Below are 18351 nucleotides of genomic sequence, written 5' to 3'. Positions count from 1 at the left end.
TCAAATGGGCGAAACGCGTGCAACAAGAAGCGATACGAAGTGAATGCCCGGTAAATATGGCGTCGCCCGGGGTACCAGGTAAATAGTGCCATTGCAGGCGATGGGCTGATGCAAATGCACTAATCGACGCTGTACGGGCGAGCAGGGTTTGTGCCTGCGACCGGCATTCGCGAGCCGTTGTCCAGTGCGAGGTCGACGACGAGGGGATCGTGGTCCGACGATCGATACGCGTCGGGTGCGTAATAGGACGACCGATGTGCGGCCGTTTTGTAATCGGGCACGGGTTGCAGTGCAAACGGTTCATCGGCGTTGATGTGCCAGACGTGCACGGCTTTGACGCGTGCGGTCAGGGCCGGCGTCGCGAGCGCGTGATCGAGGCTGCCGGCCTCGCCGCGAAATACGTAGCTGTACGCAGTATCGCCGGCGAAGCGCGCCACCAGGTTCGCGTAGCCGCGCGACTCGAGCGCGCGAACCGGATCTTCCTTCGCGTAGCTGTTCAGGTCACCGACCAGCAGTACGCCATCGGCCGCGGCGCCTGTCGGCGATCCGGCGAGCCAGTCGGCGATGCGCACGGCGGCCCGCGTGCGCGCCGCGTTCCAGCAGCCCTGGCCGTCCGACTGGTCGAGATCGGCGCCGGTCGCGTCCGGGCAGTTCTTCGATTTCAGGTGATTGACCGCGACCGTCAACGCACGCGTGCCGCCGATGCGCCGGAATGTCTGCGCGAGCGGCGGGCGATGCCGGCCGCCGAGCGAGACGGTCGCGGCGCGGCCGACCGGCTCGACCGTGCGGCTGTCGTACAGCAGCGCGACCGCGATTGCATCGCGGCCGAGGCGCGCGGTGCCGGGATCGACCGCGCGCCAGCCTTCGCCAAGCTGCGCGGCGAGACGCCGCACGGCGCTCGTGTCGCCATGGCCGTTGTTCGCGATTTCCATCAGCCCGATCACGTCGGCACGCAGCGCGCGCAATGCCGCAACGATCTTCGCCTCCTGCCGCGCGAACACGGCGGGCGTTTTCGCTCCTCGGCCGGCCGGGGCATCGAATCCGCCGCCGTGCCCGTCACCATTGAAATAGTTGAATACGTTGAACGACACGATGCGCGCGTCGGCATCGGGATGACGGGCCGGCGCATCGGTACGCGGGTTCGAGGCGGCATCGAAGACCGGCGCCGCGCCGGCAACCGGTTGCAGCCGCCATGCGCCGTAGCGCAGTTCGAGCACACCCTCGACGCCGCGCACCGTGTAGCCCGCGCGCAGCGTGTTGGCGGCGCTGAGCGCGGGTGGCGGATAGCGCACGGTTGCGGGATCGCGGCGGTTCGAGCCGTCGTCGAGCACGATGCGGTTGCGTGCGTTGGCTGCCGCGAGCGTGGCGGCCTCGGCCGGCGGTGCGATGTGGGTCGGGATGCGCAGCCGGCCGTGGCTGAGGACGACGCTGCCGTAGCGGCCGAGCGCGTGGGTATCGCTGACCGTCAGCGTTTGCGGCAGGCGCACACGCATGCCCTCATGCGCGGCCAGCACGGATAACGTGGCGACCGGCAGCGTAAGCGTCGCCGGGGTGACGGTCTGCCCGCTTGCGCAGACGGTCATGCCGCCCGACAGTGTGAACTGCGTCCGGCCGTAGCGCTCGTCGACGCGGCCCGTGAGATGCACGAGATCGCCGGCCTTAGCACGCGCGTTCGGTGCGTACACGAACACGCCTTCCGGGACGCCCGGCCGGTGCCGTCGCTGCGCGTCGGCCTGCTGGACGAAGAAGCCGCCCAGGCCGTCGGCGCCGGTGAATGCCGCGGTGACGACCGCTTCGATCGAGGTCGTTTGCCCGGCCAGCGGCGACGGGCCGCCGGCGCCGCGGAGGTCGGCAATCGGCGTGGTTGCGCCGCCGCAGCCGGCGCTGACCGGCGGCGCGGCCGCGGCGGGCCCGGCGAGGAGGACGAAGAGGGCGGAGAGGGCGGAGAGGGCGGAGAGGGCGATGAACGCTGCAACGGCAGGCGGCGAAAGCAGGCGTGACATGGGGCGGTCCACAGGAAGAAAATCCGACGATTCGGGAAAGCATCTTGACGGCAAAATGTCAGGAAGCGGCCAAATTGGCCGTCCGGCCAGTGTGCCGATCGGCCGACGATGCAAGGCGCATGACGGCTGTTACGCTTTTGCATCGACGGCGCATCCCGATCGCGCAGCACACGCTGCCGCGCCCCGTTCCCACAGGAGAAATCCATGTCTTACATGCTGTTGATTGTCGAGCCGACCGACCAGCGCGCCGAGCGCACGCTCGACGAAGGCCAGGCGCTGTACGCGCGGATGGTCGATTTCGCCGAGACGCTGAAGGCGCGCGGCGTGCTGCGCGGTGTCGAGTCGCTGGAGCGTTCCGAGCGCGGCACGCGCGTGCAGGTGCGCGACGGCGAGACGCGCCTGCTCGACGGCCCGTTCGCGGAGGTGAAGGAGATGGTCGGCGGCTTCTTCCTCGTCGACGTCGACACCCGCGAGGAAGCGATCGAGATCGCGCGCCAGTGCCCGGCCGCGCAATGGTGCACGGTCGAGGTGCGCGCGGTCGGCCCGTGCTTCCTGTGAATGCCGCGACTCGGTATTTACCCTGATTGGTCGCGGAACGTGTCGATCCGCGCGTCTTCCGGCCGTCGTCCGGATAAGGCGCCGCCGAACGGGCGCCGCCTGCCACCGATGACAAGGAGTAAACGATGCGATTCATGATCATGATCCGGGCGAACGCCGTCAGCGAATCCGACGCGTTGCCGGACAACCGGCTGGTCGAAGCCATGACCGTCTACCACGAGGAACTGGCCAAGGCCGGCGTGCTGCTCGACGCGAACGGGCTGCGGCCGAGCGCGCGCGGCTGGCGCGTGCGCTACACGGGCGGCAAGGGCACGGTGATCGACGGCCCGTTTGCCGAAACGAAGGAACTGATCGCCGGCTATACGCTGATCCAGGTGCGTTCGCGCGACGAGGCGCTCGAATGGACGCGCCGGTTCCCCGCGCCGTTCGGCGCCGAAATGGACTGCGAGATCGAGGTGCGGCCGCTGTTCGAGCTCGACGACCTCACCCCGAGCGACGCGGTCGAGCGGTTCCGCGATCTCCACGTCGGTCGCACCCAGGCCTGAATCCACCCGAATCCAATCTCACCGGAGCATCCGTCATGCACAAGATGGTTTTCATCAACCTGCCCGTGGCCGACCTGCCGCGCGCGAAGACGTTCTACCAGGCACTCGGTTTCGAGGTCGTGCCGGCCTACACCAACGAACAGGCCGCCTGCATCAAGATCAGCGACACGATTTTCGCGATGCTGCTCGTGCGGCCGTTTTTCCAGACCTTCACCGGCAAGACCATCGTCGATCCGGCGACGCAGGTGCAGGCGCTGACGTGCCTGTCGTGCGACAGCCGCGCCGAGGTCGACGCGATCGTCGCGAAGGCGCTCGCGGCCGGCGGGTCCGCGCCGCAGGCGCCGCGCGAGTATCCGAACATGTACGGCCACGGGTTCGACGATCCGGACGGCCATGCATGGGAGCTGATGGCCATGCCGCTGGATGCGTCCGCCCAGGGGCAGGCGTCGTGACGCTCGAGGCGACTCACCGTGCGATCGAAGCGGTCTGGCGGATCGAGGCGCCCAAGATCATCGCGCGCGCCGCGCGCGTGGTACGCGACGTCGGCGTGGCCGAGGAGCTGGCGCAGGACACGCTCGTCGCGGCGCTCGAGCACTGGCCCGTCGACGGCGTGCCCGACAACCCGGCCGCGTGGCTGATGACGGCCGTGAAGCGCCGCGCGCTCGACCGGGTCCGGCAGGAGTCGCTCCACGCGGCGAAGCGCGACCAGCTCGGCCACGAGATGGACGCGCTCGAAGCGCATGTCGTGCCCGACATCGTGGATGCGCTCGCCGACGCGAGCGACGACGACATCGGCGACGATCTGCTGCGGCTGATCTTCACGTCGTGCCACCCGGTGCTGTCGACCGATGCGCGCGTCGCGCTGACGCTGCGGCTGCTCGGCGGGCTGACGACGGGCGAGATCGCGCGCGCGTTCCTGACGCCCGAGCCGACGATCGCGCAGCGGATCGTGCGCGCCAAGCGCACGCTCGCGGCCGCGCACGTGCCGTTCGAGGTGCCGGCCGCCGATGCGCGGCCCGCGCGGCTCGCGTCGGTGCTCGAGGTGATCTATCTCGTGTTCAACGAAGGCCACGCGGCGACCGCGGGCGACGACTGGACGCGCCCGGCGCTGTGCGACGAGGCGCTGCGGCTCGGCCGCGTGCTGGCCGGGCTGGCGCCGGACGAGAGCGAAGTGCTCGGGCTCGTCGCGCTGATGGAACTGCAGGCGTCGCGCATGCACGCGCGCACCGACGCGCAGGGCCGGCCCGTCCTGCTGCTCGACCAGGATCGCAGCCGCTGGGATCCGCTCTTGATCCGGCGCGGCCTCGCGGCGCTGGAGCAGGCGACGAAGCTCGGCGGCGTGCGCGGGCCGTATGCGTTGCAGGCTGCACTCGCCGCCTGCCATGTGCGTGCGCGGCAGGCGGCGGACACGGACTGGGCGCAGATCGTCGCGCTGTACGACGCGCTCGCCGAGGTCGCGCCGTCGCCGGTCGTCGAACTGAATCGCGCGGTGGCCGTCGGGATGGCGTTCGGGCCCGCTGCGGCGCTCGAACTCGTCGACGTGCTGCGCGACGATCCGGCGCTTGCGCGTTATCACTGGCTGCCGAGCGTGCGCGGCGATCTGCTGGCGAAGCTCGGCCGCGCCGACGAGGCCAAGGCCGAATTCCGCCGCGCGGCGGAACTGACGCGCAACGAGCGCGAACGCGAATTGCTGCTCAGGCGTGCGACCGACGCGTGAGGCGCGCGGCACGTACGCGGCATGCATGCGGCACGCACGCAGCACGCAGTACGCACACGCAGCACTCACACGCAGCACTCACACGCAGTACGCACACGCAGTACGCACACGCACACGCACACGCACACGCGCAGGCCGCACCCCGCACCCCGCACCCCGCACCCCGCACCCCGCACCCCGCACCCCGCACCCCGCACCCCGCACCCCGCACCCCGCACCCCGCACCCCGCACCCCGCACACGCGCACCCGTCACACGCGTACCCCGCGCACCACCCCGCAACGCATCGCACCCCACCCCGCAACGCGCCGACTATCGTCCGGATTGAAAAAGCCTATTGGGGGATGCGAACGCGAGCGCCTAGATTGAAGAACGCGATACGCGCGCCGCGGCGCACGCATCGTTCCCCACATACCTGATCGGCCCGGCTTCGCACGCGGCCGCGCCGACTCGAACGGAGGCGCAAATGGCTCAGCTCAAGGGCAGCAAAACCGAAGAGAACCTGAAGGCCGCATTCGCGGGCGAATCGCAGGCGAACCGGCGTTATCTGTATTTCGCTTCGAAGGCTGACGTCGAAGGCCAGAACGACGTCGCCGCGCTGTTCCGCTCGACCGCCGAAGGCGAAACCGGCCATGCGCACGGCCATCTCGAATACCTGGAAGCCGTCGGCGATCCGGCAACGGGCTTGCCGTTCGGTTCATCGCGACAGAATCTCGAATCGGCGATCGCCGGCGAAACGCACGAATACACGGACATGTATCCGGGCATGGCGAAGACGGCGCGCGACGAGGGCTTCGACGAAATCGCGAACTGGTTCGAGACGCTCGCGAAGGCCGAACGCAGCCACGCGAACCGCTATACGAAGGCGCTGGACAGTCTCGTCGACTGACGGGCCGCCGCGGGCCGCACGGCAGGCCGTGCGACCGGCAAGCGGCCGGCTGTTCGTTCATCGCTGCCCGCATCGCGCGGGCGGCGCTGGCGCGCATGCGCGCCACGCTGGAGCGCCCCATGCCCCACAAGGAAGGCAGTCTCGAAGCCCCGACCCGGCATCCGCTCGACTGGCAGTCCGATGCGTTCTACGACCAGGCCGCGATCGACGCGGAAATGACGCGCGTGTTCGACATCTGTGCCGGATGCCGGCGTTGTGTGTCGCTGTGCGGCGCGTTTCCGACGCTGTTCGACCTGGTCGACGACACGCCGATGGGCGATATCGAGGAAGTGCCGAAGGCGGCGTTCGGCAAGGTCGTCGACCAGTGCTACCTGTGCGACCTCTGCTACATGACGAAATGCCCGTACGTGCCGCCGCACGCATGGAACGTCGACTTCCCGCACCTGATGCTGCGCGGCAAGGCCGCGCGCTACAAGCGCGGCGAAGCGACATTGCGCGACAAGGTGCTGTCGAACACCGACGCCCTCGGTCACTTTGCCGGCATTCCGATCGTCACGCAGGCGGTGAACGCGGTGAACCGTACGCCGCCCGCGCGTCATGCGCTCGAAGCGACGCTCGGCGTCGATCGCCATGCGTGGCTGCCGGAATTCGCGCCGCGCAAGTTCCGGCGCGCGGCGAAACCGTCGGACGGCCTGCCCGTGCGCGACGGCGAACGCACGCCCGGCAAGGTCGCGATCTACGCGACCTGCTACGTGAATTTCAACGAGCCGGGCATCGGCCACGACCTGCTCGCGATCCTCGCGCACAACGACATCCCTTACGAGCTCGTCACGCGCGAAGCCTGCTGCGGAATGCCGCTGCTCGAGCAGGGCAATCTCGCCGGCGTGGCCGCGAAGAAGGACGTGAACCTGCCCGTGCTCGAACGCTATGCGCGCGAAGGTTATGCACTGATCGGCGCGATTCCGAGCTGCGTGCTGATGTACAAGAGCGAGCTGCCGCTGATGTTCCCCGGCGACGACGCGGTGCGTGCCGTGGCCGACGCATTCTGGGATCCGTTCGAATACGTGATCGCGCGGCATCGCGACGGGTTGCTGAAGACCGATTTCAAGACGGGCCTCGGCACCGTGTCGTATCACGTGCCGTGCCATGCGCGCGTGCAGAACATCGGTCGCAAGACGGCCGACGCGCTGTCGCTCGTGCCCGATACGCGCGTGAACGTCGTCGAGCGCTGCTCGGGCCACGCGGGCACGTTCGGCGTGAAAAAGGAGTTTCATGCGGACGCGATGCGGATCGGCGGGCCCGTGTTCAAGGCGATGGCCGAGCCGCAGCCGGATTTCGTGTCGTCGGACTGCGCGCTGGCCGGCCATCACATCGTGCAGGGCATCGACGACAACGGGCTGCCGTCCGCGCCGCTCGCGCATCCGCTCACGCTGCTGCGCCGCGCATACGGCATCTGAGCCGCCGCCGGCCGACCCACGAGGACATCCCATGACGTTGACCCGCGACTCCCTGCTGACGCTCGAAGCGTACGCGAAGATCCGCAAGGCCGAGCACGCGCGGCTCGTCGCGTACAAGCGCCGCCGCGCGGTGGCCCTCGGCAACCACCTGCGCTTCCTGTTCGAGGACGAGACGACGATCCGCTATCAGATCCAGGAGATGCTGCACATCGAGAAGATCTTCGACCAGGCCGGCATCGAAGGGGAGCTGGAAGCGTATCTGCCGCTCGTGCCCGACGGCACGAACCTGAAGGCGACGATGCAGATCGAGTATGAGCACGAGGTCGAACGGCGCGCGGCGCTCGCGCGGCTGATCGGTGTCGAGGATCGCGTGTACCTGCAGGTCGACGGGTACGCGCGCATTTATGCGATCGCCGACGAGGATCTCGAGCGCGACAACGCCGAGAAGACGTCGGCCGTGCACTTCGTGCGCTTCGAACTCGACGCGCCGATGCGCGCGGCGCTCAAGGGCGGGGCGGCGCTGTCGATCGGCTGCGATCACCCGGCCTACACGATGCCGGCGCAGCGCGTGGACGCGGACGTGACCGCATCGCTGGCCGGCGATCTGCGCTGACGCATCCGCCGCACGTCCGCCGCACGTCCGGTGCGTCCCGCGCACCGGTTTCCATTTTTCCGTTCCGACCCGAAACGGTACCGCCGCACATGATGCGGAACCATCGCTCGCCTGCCGCCGCGAAGATGTAACAGGCGTCACGAACTTGCATGCAGCGAAAGACGTGCATCGCACGTCACCGTGCTTTCATCACTCGCAGAGAAACAATAAAAAGATTGTGCACGGAGATAATTAAAATCGGCGGAATTTGAATGATTTACCGATTCGTGAATATCTTGTTACGCTTTTTTCCCTGATTTACCGATGTTGGGCAGCAATGCGCGGGATTGTTGCCGGCAGGGGGCGGAGCGACCCGAAAATGCCCATTCGCAGGCATTCTTCATACGCTGTAGAGCCCCGCCAGGCGGGCCTTTGCAGCGTCGGGCATAAAGATCCCGCAAAAAAATTCAAGCGTAAATACATTACGCACCCTTGGCAGGTTGTTTCAGTGCGTAACATTAAGTCATTGTCATATTGAGATAAACCCTAGGGATGGTATGCTTCGTGCACAAAAATTCCCACATTGGAGTGAGACCGTGATTTGTGCGCCATTGCCGGGAATGGCGGCACCGTGAAAGTGCGGTGTCGCACCGGCATGCACAACACCGGATAAGCATAATGTGCAACCTGGCCGCCCTGCGACGCGATGTGTCGCGATGGCGCCGCCAATCGCAGCCCCGGCCTGGCTGCGTGGAGAAATCTACTATGTTCTTCGATGAGCTTAACGATGAAGAGTGGTTTCGTCTTTCAACGCTGATCGCCGATGAACCCATCCGGCTGAACCGTCGTGGGCGTCCGCGTGCCGAACCGCGCGTCGTCGCCAACGCGGTGCTCTGGATCCTGACGACCGGTGAAGCCTGGTCGAAGCTGCCCGGTCGTTATCCGTCCGGGCCGACGTGCCGTCGCCGTTACGAGGAATGGCTGGCGTCCGGCACGCTGCTGCAGATGATCGACGTGCTGACCCAGTTCAGCGGGCGCACGTTCGCGTATATCCCGCCGCCGCCGGTGCCGGTCGTGCCCGCACGCCGTGCCGAGCCCGTGCCCGACAACGATCGCTTGCGCGGCGTGTTCTGGCAAAACCCCGAGTCGTGGCAATTGCCGGTCGCGCACGCAAACGTTTGGGATGGCGAAGGCGCGTCGCAGTCGTCGATGCAGGACGACGCCGAGGCGCGGCCGTCCGACGCGTCGTTCGTGGTGCCGGGCGCGCGGTCGGTGGAGTTGCGCCATGCGCGTGCGTCGTCGGCGAGCTTCGCCGCGGCCGAACCGCAAGTCGACGAGTATCGCGGCTATACGATCCGCGGCATCGCGCAGCCCGTGCAGAACCTGATGTATCGCGCGTGGGCCGAGATCTCGCAGGACGAGCGGCGCGTCGAGCGTTCGGGCCTGATCGGCCCGCGCTTCACCGATGCCGAGGAAGCCGAGCAGTTCGCGCTCGACTGGGCACGTCAGTGGATCGATCGCCATGGCGCGAGCGACGAACCGGCACGCGCGCCGCAAGGCGAGGTGCTGGCCGGCCTGTCCGCGCTCGCGCGTGCGGAGTCGGACATCAAGCGCTTCATCGCCGAGCGTCACACGAGCGCGCTGTCCGAAAGCCGCAACGATCCGGTGCAGCAGGAGCGTCGCGAATACGTGTACCGCGTAGGCTGATCGCCGCACCGGTGAAACGGGCGGGCCGTCGTGTGCCACGACGCCCGCGCGGAAGCTCCGTCTTTCCATGCCTGCCTGCATCGCCCGGGGCGCCGCCGTCGAAGCGGCGCCCCGGGCGCATGTGTGTTACTGGCGGCCGTAGGTATCGTCGAAGCGGACGATGTCGTCCTCGCCGAGATACGCGCCCGACTGCACTTCGATCAGCTCGAGCGGCATCTTGCCCGGGTTCTCGAGGCGATGCGACACGCCGAGCGGGATGTACGTCGATTCGTTTTCGGACAGCAGGAACGTTTCGTCGCCGCGCGTGATGCGCGCGGTGCCGCGCACGACGATCCAGTGTTCGGCGCGGTGGTGGTGCATCTGCAGCGACAGCCGCGCACCCGGTTTCACGACGATGCGTTTCACCTGGAAGCGTTCGCCCATGTCGACCGAGTCGTAGTGGCCCCACGGGCGATGCACCTTGCGGTGATCGGACGCTTCCGCGCCGCGTTGCGCCTTGATGCGCCCGACGATTTTCTTCACGTCCTGCACACGCGACTTGTCCGCGACGAGCACGGCGTCGGGGGTTTCGACGACGACGAGGTTCTGCGTGCCGACGCAGGCGACGAGCCGGCTTTCCGAATGCGCGAACGTCGATTCCGCGCCTTCGAGCAGCACGTGGCCGCGGCCGACGTTGCCGGCTTCGTCCTTCTCCGAGATCTGCCAGATCGCATCCCACGAGCCGACGTCCGACCAGCCCGCGTCGAGCGGCACGACGACGCTCTCGCACAGTTGCGGCAGGCTCGCGAGCGGCTCCATCACCGCGTAGTCGATCGAGTTCGACGGCGACGCGGCGAATGCATCGCGATCGACGCGGAAGAAATCGCCATCGGCCTTGCCCTGGGCGACGGCCTGTTCGCAGGCCGCGTAGATCGCGGGTTCGAGCTGGCGGATCGCCTTCAGCCACACCGATGCGCGCACGATGAAGATCCCGCTGTTCCACCAGTATTCGCCCGATGCGACGTACTGCTGAGCGAGTTCGAGATGCGGTTTCTCGACGAAACGATCGAGGCGGCGCACGTCGAGGCTGCCCGTCGCGGCGTCGCCGAGCGGCGCGCCGACGCGGATGTAGCCGTAGCCGGTTTCCGCGTGCTTGGGCACGATGCCCATCGTCGCGATCCGGCCTTGCTTCGCGCAGTGCACGCCGGCCGCGACCGCGGCGTGAAAGCGCGGCAGGTCGGCCACCGCATGGTCGGCCGGCATCACGGTCATGATCGCGTCGTTGCCGTCGGCGACGAGCCGCAGCGCGGCGAGCGTCAGCGCGGGTGCGGTGTCGCGGGCGATCGGCTCGAGCATGATCGACGCGGACTTGCCGGTCAGGCGCAGCTGTTCGGCGGTCGTGAAGCGGTGATCCTCGCCGCATACGATCAGCACGTCGTCGGTCAGCGGATGATCGCCCGCCAGGCCGTCGAGGCGCAGCGCGGTCGACTGCAGCAACGAATGTTCGCCGAGCAAGCCGATCAGCTGTTTCGGAAAGCGCTCGCGCGACATCGGCCACAGGCGTGTGCCGGAGCCGCCGGCGAGAATCACCGGTTGCACGGCGACGCGCGTGCCGGCGGCGGGTGCGGCGGAAGGGGAATGGCGCGTTTCGGCAGCCACGGCCGGAGCATTCATGTTGACACTCTCCACGGTTGAAGTCAGTGCCTGCCGTTGTAGCATGAAGTAAATCGACAATAAAACCGGGCCCATTGCCTGATATTCGCCGGGCATTCACCGGGAAGAATTTTCCACGCCAGCATCCGGTGCAAATAAAAAAATAAAAAATAAATCGGTAAATCGGCTGGTGTTGACCGCCCGCAAAGGGTGAGCGGAAACCGGAAAGCTTCCGAAAAATTCCCGATTCGCGATCATTTCGGGAAAACATGCCGATTTAATTCAAAAACTACGCAGCAAGAATTTCCGATTATTTTTCGAAATACTTGTGCGCTTGAGGCGGAATTTTCTTACCGCTTCAATAGCGTCATGCAACGTTTGAATCGAATGTGCGGCACGGGTCGCACAAGGAGCTGTTCGGCAAACGCCTGTTCAAAGAGGAAGCAGACATGTTGAGCGTGCTGGCGAGAGTCATCGATATCGCGATGGTCGTAGCGGGGGCGCTGATCGCCGCCGCACTGCACGACGGCAGCATCTGGCTCAACGACCTGCAGCGCACGACGGTGCTGTTCGACTGCCTGCTCGTCGTCGTGTTCTTTCCGGCCATCGGCATTTACCAGTCGTGGCGCGGCAAGCGTCTCGTCGGGCTGGTGGGCCGGGTTGCGTTCGCATGGCTCGTGGTCGAGCTCGCGGGCATCCTGATGAGCTTCAGCTTCCATCAGTCGGGCGACCTGTCGCGGCTGTGGCTGGGTTACTGGGCGCTCGTGACGATGGCGCTGCTCGCCGGCTCGAAAACCTGCGTGCACGTCGTGCTGCGGCAGCTGCGCCGCGGCGGCTACAACCTGAAGGCGGTCGCGATCGTCGGCGGTACGCCGGCGGCGCGGCGGCTGATCGCGCAGATGCGGGCGCGGCCGGAAGCCGGTTTCAACCCGGTGTGCGTATACGACGAAAGCGAAGCGCCGGGCGAGGTCGCGCTCGACGACGTGCGCATCGAGCGGCAGTTCGAATCGCTGGTGTGGCTGGTGCGCAGCCGCGCGATCAGCGAGCTGTGGCTCACGCTGCCGATCACGGAGGAACGCCGGATTCACCAGATCGTGACCGTGTTCCGCCACGACTTCGTCAACATCCGCTTCATCCCGGACGTGCGCACGCTGTCGTTCTTCAACCAGGAAGTGGTCGAGGTGCTCGGCGTGCCGGCGATCAACCTCGCGGCGTCGCCGATCACCGATGTGCGGATCCTGCCGAAGTTCGTGTTCGACCGGCTGTTCGCGCTGGCCGCGCTCACCGCGCTCGCGCCGGTGATGGTGCTGATTGCCGGCCTGATCAAGCTGACGTCGCGCGGGCCGGTGTTCTTCCGCCAGAAGCGCAAGGGCATCGACGGGCACGAGTTCGAGATCTACAAGTTCCGCTCGATGAAGGTGCACCAGGAAGTGGCCGGGCAGGTCACGCAGGCGACCAAGAACGACTCGCGCGTGACGCCGGTCGGCCGGTTCCTGCGCCGCACGAGCCTCGACGAGCTGCCGCAGTTCATCAACGTATTGAAGGGCGAGATGTCGGTCGTCGGCCCGCGCCCGCATGCGCTCGCGCACGACGACATCTACAAGGATCTCGTCAAGGGCTACATGTTCCGCTACCGGATCAAGCCGGGCATCACCGGCTGGGCGCAGATCAACGGCTTTCGCGGCGAGACCGACCAGATCGAGAAGATGATGGGGCGCGTGAAGCTCGATCTGTACTACATGCAGAACTGGTCGTTCTGGCTCGACATCAAGATCGTCGTGCTGACGCTCTGGAAAGGCTTCACCGGCAGCAACGCGTACTGAGTACCGAGGCCGCGCCACGCAGGCATCGCGGTTTTACGAATTTCGAATCATTGGTCAAGAGGTCCGACACATCATGAATCTGACTATCATCGGCAGCGGTTACGTAGGTCTTGTCACCGGCGCCTGTCTCGCCGACATCGGGCACGACGTGTTCTGTCTCGACGTCGACCAGGCAAAGATCGACATCCTGAACAACGGCGGCGTGCCGATCCACGAGCCGGGCCTCAAGGAAGTGATCGCGCGCAACCGCTCGGCGGGCCGCCTGCGCTTCTCGACCGATATCGAGGCCGCGGTCGCGCACGGCGACGTGCAGTTCATCGCGGTCGGCACGCCGCCCGACGAGGACGGCTCGGCCGACCTGCAATACGTGCTCGCGGCGGCGCGCAACATCGGCCGTTACATGACGGGCTTCAAGGTGATCGTCGACAAGTCGACGGTGCCGGTCGGCACGGCCGAGCGCGTGCGCGCGGCGGTGGCGGAAGAACTCGCGAAGCGCGGCAGCGACCAGATGTTCTCGGTCGTGTCGAATCCGGAATTCCTGAAGGAAGGCGCGGCGGTCGACGATTTCACGCGGCCGGACCGCATCGTGATCGGCTGCGACGACGACGTGCCGGGCGAGCGCGCCCGCGAGCTGATGAAGAAGCTCTATGCGCCGTTCAACCGCAACCACGAACGCACGCTGTACATGGACGTGCGCTCGGCCGAGTTCACGAAATACGCGGCGAACGCGATGCTCGCGACCCGCATCTCGTTCATGAACGAGCTGGCGAACCTCGCCGACCGTTTCGGCGCGGACATCGAGGCCGTGCGCCGCGGGATCGGCTCCGATCCGCGCATCGGCTATCACTTCCTGTATGCCGGCTGCGGCTACGGCGGCTCGTGCTTCCCGAAGGACGTCGAGGCGCTGATCCGCACGGCCGACGAGCACGGGCAGGCACTGCAGATCCTGAAGGCCGTGTCGTCGGTCAACGCCACGCAAAAGCGCGTGCTCGCCGAGAAGATCGTCGCCCGCTTCGGCGAGGACCTGACCGGCCGCACGTTCGCGATCTGGGGCCTCGCGTTCAAGCCGAACACCGACGACATGCGCGAAGCGCCGAGCCGCGAGCTGATCGCCGAGCTGCTGTCGCGCGGGGCGCGCATCGCCGCGTACGACCCGGTCGCGCAGGAGGAAGCGCGCCGCGTGATCGCGCTCGATCTCGCCGATCACCCGAGCTGGCTCGAGCGCCTGAGCTTCGTCGACGACGAGGCGCAGGCCGCGCGCGATGCCGACGCGCTCGTGATCGTCACCGAATGGAAGATCTTCAAGAGCCCCGACTTCGTCGCGCTCGGCCGCCTGTGGAAAGCGCCGGTGATCTTCGACGGCCGCAACCTGTACGAGCCGGAGACGATGAGCGAGCAGGGCATCGAATACCACCCGATCGGCCGGCCGGGTTCGCGCCAGGCCGTCGCCGCCCGTGTACCGGGCACCGCGCCCGCGAGCGCGTAACCCGTTTCCCGTCACTCGTTACGAGACGCCATGTTCCGGAACATCCTGATCGTCTGTCACGCGAACGTCTGCCGCAGCCCGGCAGCGGAAATGCTGTTCAAGTCGCACGCCGCGTCGCGCGGCGGCCCGCGCCCGACGTTCCATTCGGCCGGCGTGCATGCGAACGACGGCGACGGCATCGATCCGGTGATGCGGCAGCTGCTCGCCGAGCGGGGCGTCGATGCGACGACCCATCGCTCGCGGCGGCTGTCGCGCCGGATCGTGCGCGACGCCGACCTGATTCTCGTCAGCGAGCGCGGACAGATCGCGGCCGTCGAAAAGGTCGATCCGTTCGCGCGCGGCAAGGTCCACCTGCTCGGCAAGTGGGAAGGGGCCGAGATTGCCGACCCGCACGGCGGCCCCGAGGCCGATTACCGCGAGAGCTACTCACTGATCGAACGTCTGGTTCAAGGATGGCTACAGAAACTATGCTGAAACGCCCGATGCGCCCGGTGGCGCTTGCCGTCGCGCTGACGACCTTCCTGTCAGCCTGTGCAACCGCGCCCGGCAACTACCTCGACTCGTCGAACCTGAAGGACGAAGGCCGGCAGCAAGCGGCCGAGACCTATCCGGTTCATTACATCGACGCCAAAGTGGTGATGGACCAGCTGCAGAAAGCGCAGGTCGATCATCCGCTGCCGCCCGGACGCTATACCGATCCGTCGCAATACGTGTACCGCATCGGGCCGCAGGACATCCTCGGCGTCACCGTCTGGGACCACCCGGAGCTGACGACGCCGCAGGGCCAGTCGTTCTCGAGCGGCGGCAACACGACGCAGACGATCGCGGGCGCGCTGCAGCAACCCTATTCGTCGTCGCTGCCGGGCCAGGCCGATCCTTATGGCCAGACGGTGTCTGCCGACGGCACGATCTTCTTCCCGTTCGTCGGCCGCATCCACGTGGCGGGCAAGACGATCGCGCAGACCCGTGACGAGCTGGCCACGCGACTCGCGCGTTATGTGAAGAATCCGCAGCTCGACGTGCGCGTGCTGTCGTTCCGCAGCCAGAAGGTGCAGGTGACCGGCGAGGTGAAGACGCCGGGCCCGCTCGCGATGAGCGACGTGCCGCTGACGCTGGTCGACGCGATCTCGCGTTCGGGCGGCTCGACCACCGACGCCGATCTGCAGCGCGTGCGCCTGACGCGCGACGGCAAGCTCTACACGCTCGACGCGAACGGCGTGCTCGACCGCGGCGAAGTGCGGCAGAACGTGATGCTGCAGCAGGGCGACATCATCAACGTGCCGGATCGCAGCGACAGCCGCGTGTTCATCATGGGCGAGGTCAAGACGCCGGTCACGGTGCCGATGCTCAAGGGCAAGCTGACCATCGCCGATGCGTTGACGGCCGGCGGCGGCATCCTCGACACCGATGCGAACCCGCGCAAGATCTACGTGATGCGCGGCATGCGCGACAACCCGACGAAGCCTGAAGTGTTCCGCCTCGACATGACGCAGCCCGATGCGCTGATGCTGTCGAGCCGCTTCCCGCTTCAGCCGCTCGATGTGGTCTACGTCAGCACGGCCAGCTCGGTGCAGTTCAACCGTGTGCTGCAGCAGGTGTTGCCGACGATCCAGACGATCTTCTACATGCGGCAAATCACGCGCTGATAGCCCGCCGGGGCGGCACCTCCGCCCCGGCACCACTCAAGCGGGAACGAATGGTGAACACGCAAGCGAAACACTCCTACGCGGATCTGTCCGTGAAAACCGAGGAAGAGGACGTCGTCCTCGGCCAGTTGCTCCAGGTGATCATGGACGACATCTGGCTGCTGCTCGGCATCGCGGTGACGGTCGTCGCGCTCGCCGGCCTCTACTGCTACGTCGCGAAGCCGGTGTACCAGGCCGACGTGCACGTGCGGGTCGAGAGCAACGACAACACGTCGCAGGCGCTCACGCAGACGCAGACCGGCGCGACGATCAACAGCGGTCCGCAGCAGGCGCAGACCGACGCGGAAATCGAGATCATCAAGAGCCGCGGCGTCGTCGCGCCGGTGGTCGACCAGTTCAAGCTGAATTTCTCGGTCGTGCCGAAGACGCTGCCGCTGATCGGCAGCCTCGCCGCGCGTGTCGCGACGCCGGGCACGCCGTCGCGGCCGTGGCTCGGCCTGAAATCGTATGCATGGGGCGGTGAAGTCGCCGACGTCGATTCGATCAGCGTCGTGCCCGCGCTCGAAGGCAAGAAGCTGACGCTGACGGCCGGCCCGAACGGCACCTATTCGCTCGTCGACCAGAACGGCACGCGGCTGCTGTCGGGCCAGGTCGGCGAATCGACGCAGGGCGGCGGCGTGACGCTGCTCGTGTCGAAGCTCGTCGCGCGCCCCGGCACGCAGTTCACGGTGGTCCGCTACAACGATCTCGACGCGATCAGCGGCTTCCAGGCCGGCATCCAGGTGACCGAGCAGGGCAAGCAGACGGGCGTCGTGCAGATCTCGCTCGAAGGCAAGGACCCGGACCAGACCGCCGCGATCGCGAACGCGCTCGCGCAGTCGTACCTGAACCAGCACGTGGTCGCGAAGCAGGCCGAGGCGACCAAGATGCTCGACTTCCTGAAGGGCGAGGAACCGCGCCTGAAGGCCGACCTCGAACGGGCGGAAGCCGCGCTGACGCAGTACCAGCGCACGTCGGGCTCGATCAACGCGAGCGACGAGGCGAAGGTCTACCTCGAAGGCAGCGTGCAGTACGAGCAGCAGATCGCCGCGCAGCGCCTGCAGCTCGCGTCGCTCGCGCAGCGCTTCACCGATTCGCACCCGATGGTGATCGCCGCGAAGCAGCAGCTCGCCGAGCTGCAGGGCGAGAAGGACAAGTTCAGCAACCGCTTCCGCAGCCTGCCGGCCACCGAAGTGAAGGCCGTCCAGCTGCAGCGCGACGCGAAGGTCGCCGAGGACATCTACGTGCTGCTGCTGAACCGCGTGCAGGAGCTGTCGGTGCAGAAGGCCGGCACGGGCGGCAACATCCACCTCGTCGACTCCGCGCTGCGTCCGGGCGACCCGGTCAAGCCGAAGAAGGTGCTGATCCTGTCGGCCGCGGTGTTCCTCGGGCTGATCCTCGGCACCGGCGTCGTGTTCCTGCGCCGCAACCTGTTCCAGGGCATCGAGGACCCCGACCGCATCGAGCGCACGTTCAACCTGCCGCTGTACGGGCTGGTGCCGCAAAGCGCCGAACAGGTGAAGCTCGACGCGGCGGCCGAGAAGAGCGGCAGCCGCACACGGCCGATCCTCGCGAGCCTGCGGCCGAAGGATCTGAGCGTCGAGAGCCTGCGCAGCCTGCGCACCGCGATGCAGTTCGCGATGATGGACGCGAAGAACCGCGTGATCGTGCTGACGGGCCCGACGCCCGGCATCGGCAAGAGCTTCCTGACGGTCAACCTCGCGGTGCTGCTCGCGCATTCGGGCAAGCGCGTGCTGCTGATCGACGCCGACATGCGTCGCGGCCTGCTCGACCGCTACTTCGGCCTCACTTCGCAGCCGGGCCTGTCCGAGCTGCTGAGCGACCAGTCGGCGCTCGAGGACGCCGTGCGCGAGACGCCGGTGCAGGGCCTGTCGTTCATCTCGGCCGGCACGCGCCCGCCGAACCCGTCGGAGCTGCTGATGTCGACGCGCCTGCCGCAATACCTCGAAGGGCTCGGCAAGCGCTACGACGTCGTGCTGATCGATTCGCCGCCGGTGCTGGCGGTGACCGACGCGACCATCATCGGCCGCATGGCCGGCTCGACGTTCCTCGTGCTGCGCTCGGGCATGCATACCGAAGGCGAGATCGCCGACGCGATCAAGCGCCTGCGTACCGCGGGCGTCGATCTGGAAGGCGGGATCTTCAACGGCGTGCCGCCGAAGGCGCGCGGCTACGGCCGCGGTTATGCGGCCGTGCATGAATACCTGAGCGCCTGATCCGAATCGCACGTAACCGGG

General features: G+C 67.0%; 15 protein-coding genes. 13 read left to right on the top strand and 2 right to left on the bottom strand.

Features of this window, described 5'->3' with window-relative positions:
• Positions 1-119: 119 nt before the first annotated feature.
• Positions 120-2003 (bottom strand): ExeM/NucH family extracellular endonuclease, encoded by a 1884-nt coding sequence (locus PQB87_RS29430; protein WP_489243096.1) that lies wholly within the window; start codon positions 2001-2003, stop codon positions 120-122.
• Positions 2004-2207: 204 nt separating this feature from the next.
• On the opposite strand from PQB87_RS29430, the gene PQB87_RS29425 reads away from it, so the two are divergent.
• From PQB87_RS29425 to PQB87_RS29390, 8 genes are all read left to right on the top strand, one after another.
• The gene (locus PQB87_RS29425) at positions 2208-2561 is read left to right on the top strand and encodes a YciI family protein (protein WP_021164040.1); all 354 of its coding nucleotides are present in this window, start codon (positions 2208-2210) and stop codon (positions 2559-2561) included.
• Between the two features lie 125 nt (positions 2562-2686).
• Positions 2687-3106: a YciI family protein gene (locus PQB87_RS29420; RefSeq protein ID WP_027791017.1), complete on the top strand. Its 420-nt coding sequence runs from the start codon at positions 2687-2689 to the stop codon at positions 3104-3106.
• A 35-nt stretch (positions 3107-3141) separates the two neighbouring features.
• Entirely contained in the window at positions 3142-3558 is a 417-nt protein-coding gene (locus PQB87_RS29415; RefSeq protein ID WP_021164038.1) for a VOC family protein, read from the top strand.
• Complete coding sequence (locus tag PQB87_RS29410) at positions 3555-4823, top strand: RNA polymerase sigma factor (protein WP_489243095.1); 1269 nt, start codon at positions 3555-3557, stop codon at positions 4821-4823. The genes PQB87_RS29415 and PQB87_RS29410 overlap by 4 nt, the downstream gene beginning before the upstream one ends.
• 465 nt (positions 4824-5288) lie before the next feature.
• Positions 5289-5711 carry a rubrerythrin family protein gene (locus tag PQB87_RS29405; protein WP_027791020.1) on the top strand — a complete coding sequence of 141 codons (423 nt, stop codon included), beginning with the start codon at positions 5289-5291 and terminating at the stop codon, positions 5709-5711.
• Between the two features lie 119 nt (positions 5712-5830).
• On the top strand, positions 5831-7168 hold the full coding sequence (locus PQB87_RS29400; RefSeq protein ID WP_027791021.1) for a heterodisulfide reductase-related iron-sulfur binding cluster: 1338 nt from the start codon (positions 5831-5833) through the stop codon (positions 7166-7168).
• Between the two features lie 31 nt (positions 7169-7199).
• Entirely contained in the window at positions 7200-7781 is a 582-nt protein-coding gene (locus PQB87_RS29395; RefSeq protein WP_174413263.1) for a DUF3501 family protein, read from the top strand.
• Between the two features lie 744 nt (positions 7782-8525).
• The gene (locus PQB87_RS29390; RefSeq protein ID WP_059684474.1) at positions 8526-9467 is read left to right on the top strand and encodes a DUF6566 family protein; all 942 of its coding nucleotides are present in this window, start codon (positions 8526-8528) and stop codon (positions 9465-9467) included.
• A 126-nt stretch (positions 9468-9593) separates the two neighbouring features.
• Here PQB87_RS29390 and PQB87_RS29385 read toward each other — a convergent pair whose 3' ends face one another.
• Positions 9594-11120 (bottom strand): mannose-1-phosphate guanylyltransferase/mannose-6-phosphate isomerase, encoded by a 1527-nt coding sequence (locus PQB87_RS29385; RefSeq protein ID WP_111939180.1) that lies wholly within the window; start codon positions 11118-11120, stop codon positions 9594-9596.
• 428 nt (positions 11121-11548) lie between these two features.
• Between PQB87_RS29385 and PQB87_RS29380 the strand changes: the two genes are divergently transcribed.
• The 5 genes from PQB87_RS29380 (at position 11549) to PQB87_RS29360 (ending at position 18330) form a co-directional block, all read left to right on the top strand.
• A complete protein-coding gene (locus PQB87_RS29380; RefSeq protein WP_027791025.1) occupies positions 11549-12922 on the top strand; it encodes an undecaprenyl-phosphate glucose phosphotransferase in 1374 nt (457 codons plus the stop codon).
• Positions 12923-12995: 73 nt separating this feature from the next.
• The gene (locus PQB87_RS29375) at positions 12996-14408 is read left to right on the top strand and encodes a UDP-glucose dehydrogenase family protein (RefSeq protein ID WP_059684473.1); all 1413 of its coding nucleotides are present in this window, start codon (positions 12996-12998) and stop codon (positions 14406-14408) included.
• 30 nt (positions 14409-14438) lie between these two features.
• Positions 14439-14882, top strand: coding sequence for a low molecular weight protein-tyrosine-phosphatase (locus PQB87_RS29370; RefSeq protein WP_027791027.1), 444 nt, complete (start codon positions 14439-14441; stop codon positions 14880-14882).
• Positions 14876-16054, top strand: coding sequence for a polysaccharide biosynthesis/export family protein (locus PQB87_RS29365; protein WP_059684471.1), 1179 nt, complete (start codon positions 14876-14878; stop codon positions 16052-16054). The genes PQB87_RS29370 and PQB87_RS29365 overlap by 7 nt, the downstream gene beginning before the upstream one ends.
• 50 nt (positions 16055-16104) lie before the next feature.
• Positions 16105-18330, top strand: coding sequence for a polysaccharide biosynthesis tyrosine autokinase (locus tag PQB87_RS29360; RefSeq protein ID WP_059684470.1), 2226 nt, complete (start codon positions 16105-16107; stop codon positions 18328-18330).
• Positions 18331-18351: the final 21 nt, after the last annotated feature.

Source organism: Burkholderia sp. KL41 (assembly GCF_057005415.2).
Note: the sequence above shows the minus strand (reverse complement) of the source record. Positions and strands in the feature narration are given on the sequence as shown.

Bases quoted from the DNA above. Each gene is read 5' to 3' on its own strand.
- PQB87_RS29370 (WP_027791027.1), top strand. From the start codon at position 14,439: ATGTTCCGGAACATCCTGATCGTCTGTCACGCGAACGTCTGCCGCAGC.
- PQB87_RS29390 (WP_059684474.1), top strand. From the start codon at position 8,526: ATGTTCTTCGATGAGCTTAACGATGAAGAGTGGTTTCGTCTTTCAACG.
- PQB87_RS29420 (WP_027791017.1), top strand. From the start codon at position 2,687: ATGCGATTCATGATCATGATCCGGGCGAACGCCGTCAGCGAATCCGAC.
- PQB87_RS29380 (WP_027791025.1), top strand. From the start codon at position 11,549: ATGTTGAGCGTGCTGGCGAGAGTCATCGATATCGCGATGGTCGTAGCG.
- PQB87_RS29425 (WP_021164040.1), top strand. From the start codon at position 2,208: ATGTCTTACATGCTGTTGATTGTCGAGCCGACCGACCAGCGCGCCGAG.
- PQB87_RS29395 (WP_174413263.1), top strand. From the start codon at position 7,200: ATGACGTTGACCCGCGACTCCCTGCTGACGCTCGAAGCGTACGCGAAG.
- PQB87_RS29400 (WP_027791021.1), top strand. From the start codon at position 5,831: ATGCCCCACAAGGAAGGCAGTCTCGAAGCCCCGACCCGGCATCCGCTC.
- PQB87_RS29365 (WP_059684471.1), top strand. From the start codon at position 14,876: ATGCTGAAACGCCCGATGCGCCCGGTGGCGCTTGCCGTCGCGCTGACG.
- PQB87_RS29405 (WP_027791020.1), top strand. From the start codon at position 5,289: ATGGCTCAGCTCAAGGGCAGCAAAACCGAAGAGAACCTGAAGGCCGCA.
- PQB87_RS29375 (WP_059684473.1), top strand. From the start codon at position 12,996: ATGAATCTGACTATCATCGGCAGCGGTTACGTAGGTCTTGTCACCGGC.
- PQB87_RS29415 (WP_021164038.1), top strand. From the start codon at position 3,142: ATGCACAAGATGGTTTTCATCAACCTGCCCGTGGCCGACCTGCCGCGC.
- PQB87_RS29430 (WP_489243096.1), bottom strand. From the start codon at position 2,003: ATGTCACGCCTGCTTTCGCCGCCTGCCGTTGCAGCGTTCATCGCCCTC.
- PQB87_RS29360 (WP_059684470.1), top strand. From the start codon at position 16,105: ATGGTGAACACGCAAGCGAAACACTCCTACGCGGATCTGTCCGTGAAA.
- PQB87_RS29385 (WP_111939180.1), bottom strand. From the start codon at position 11,120: ATGAATGCTCCGGCCGTGGCTGCCGAAACGCGCCATTCCCCTTCCGCC.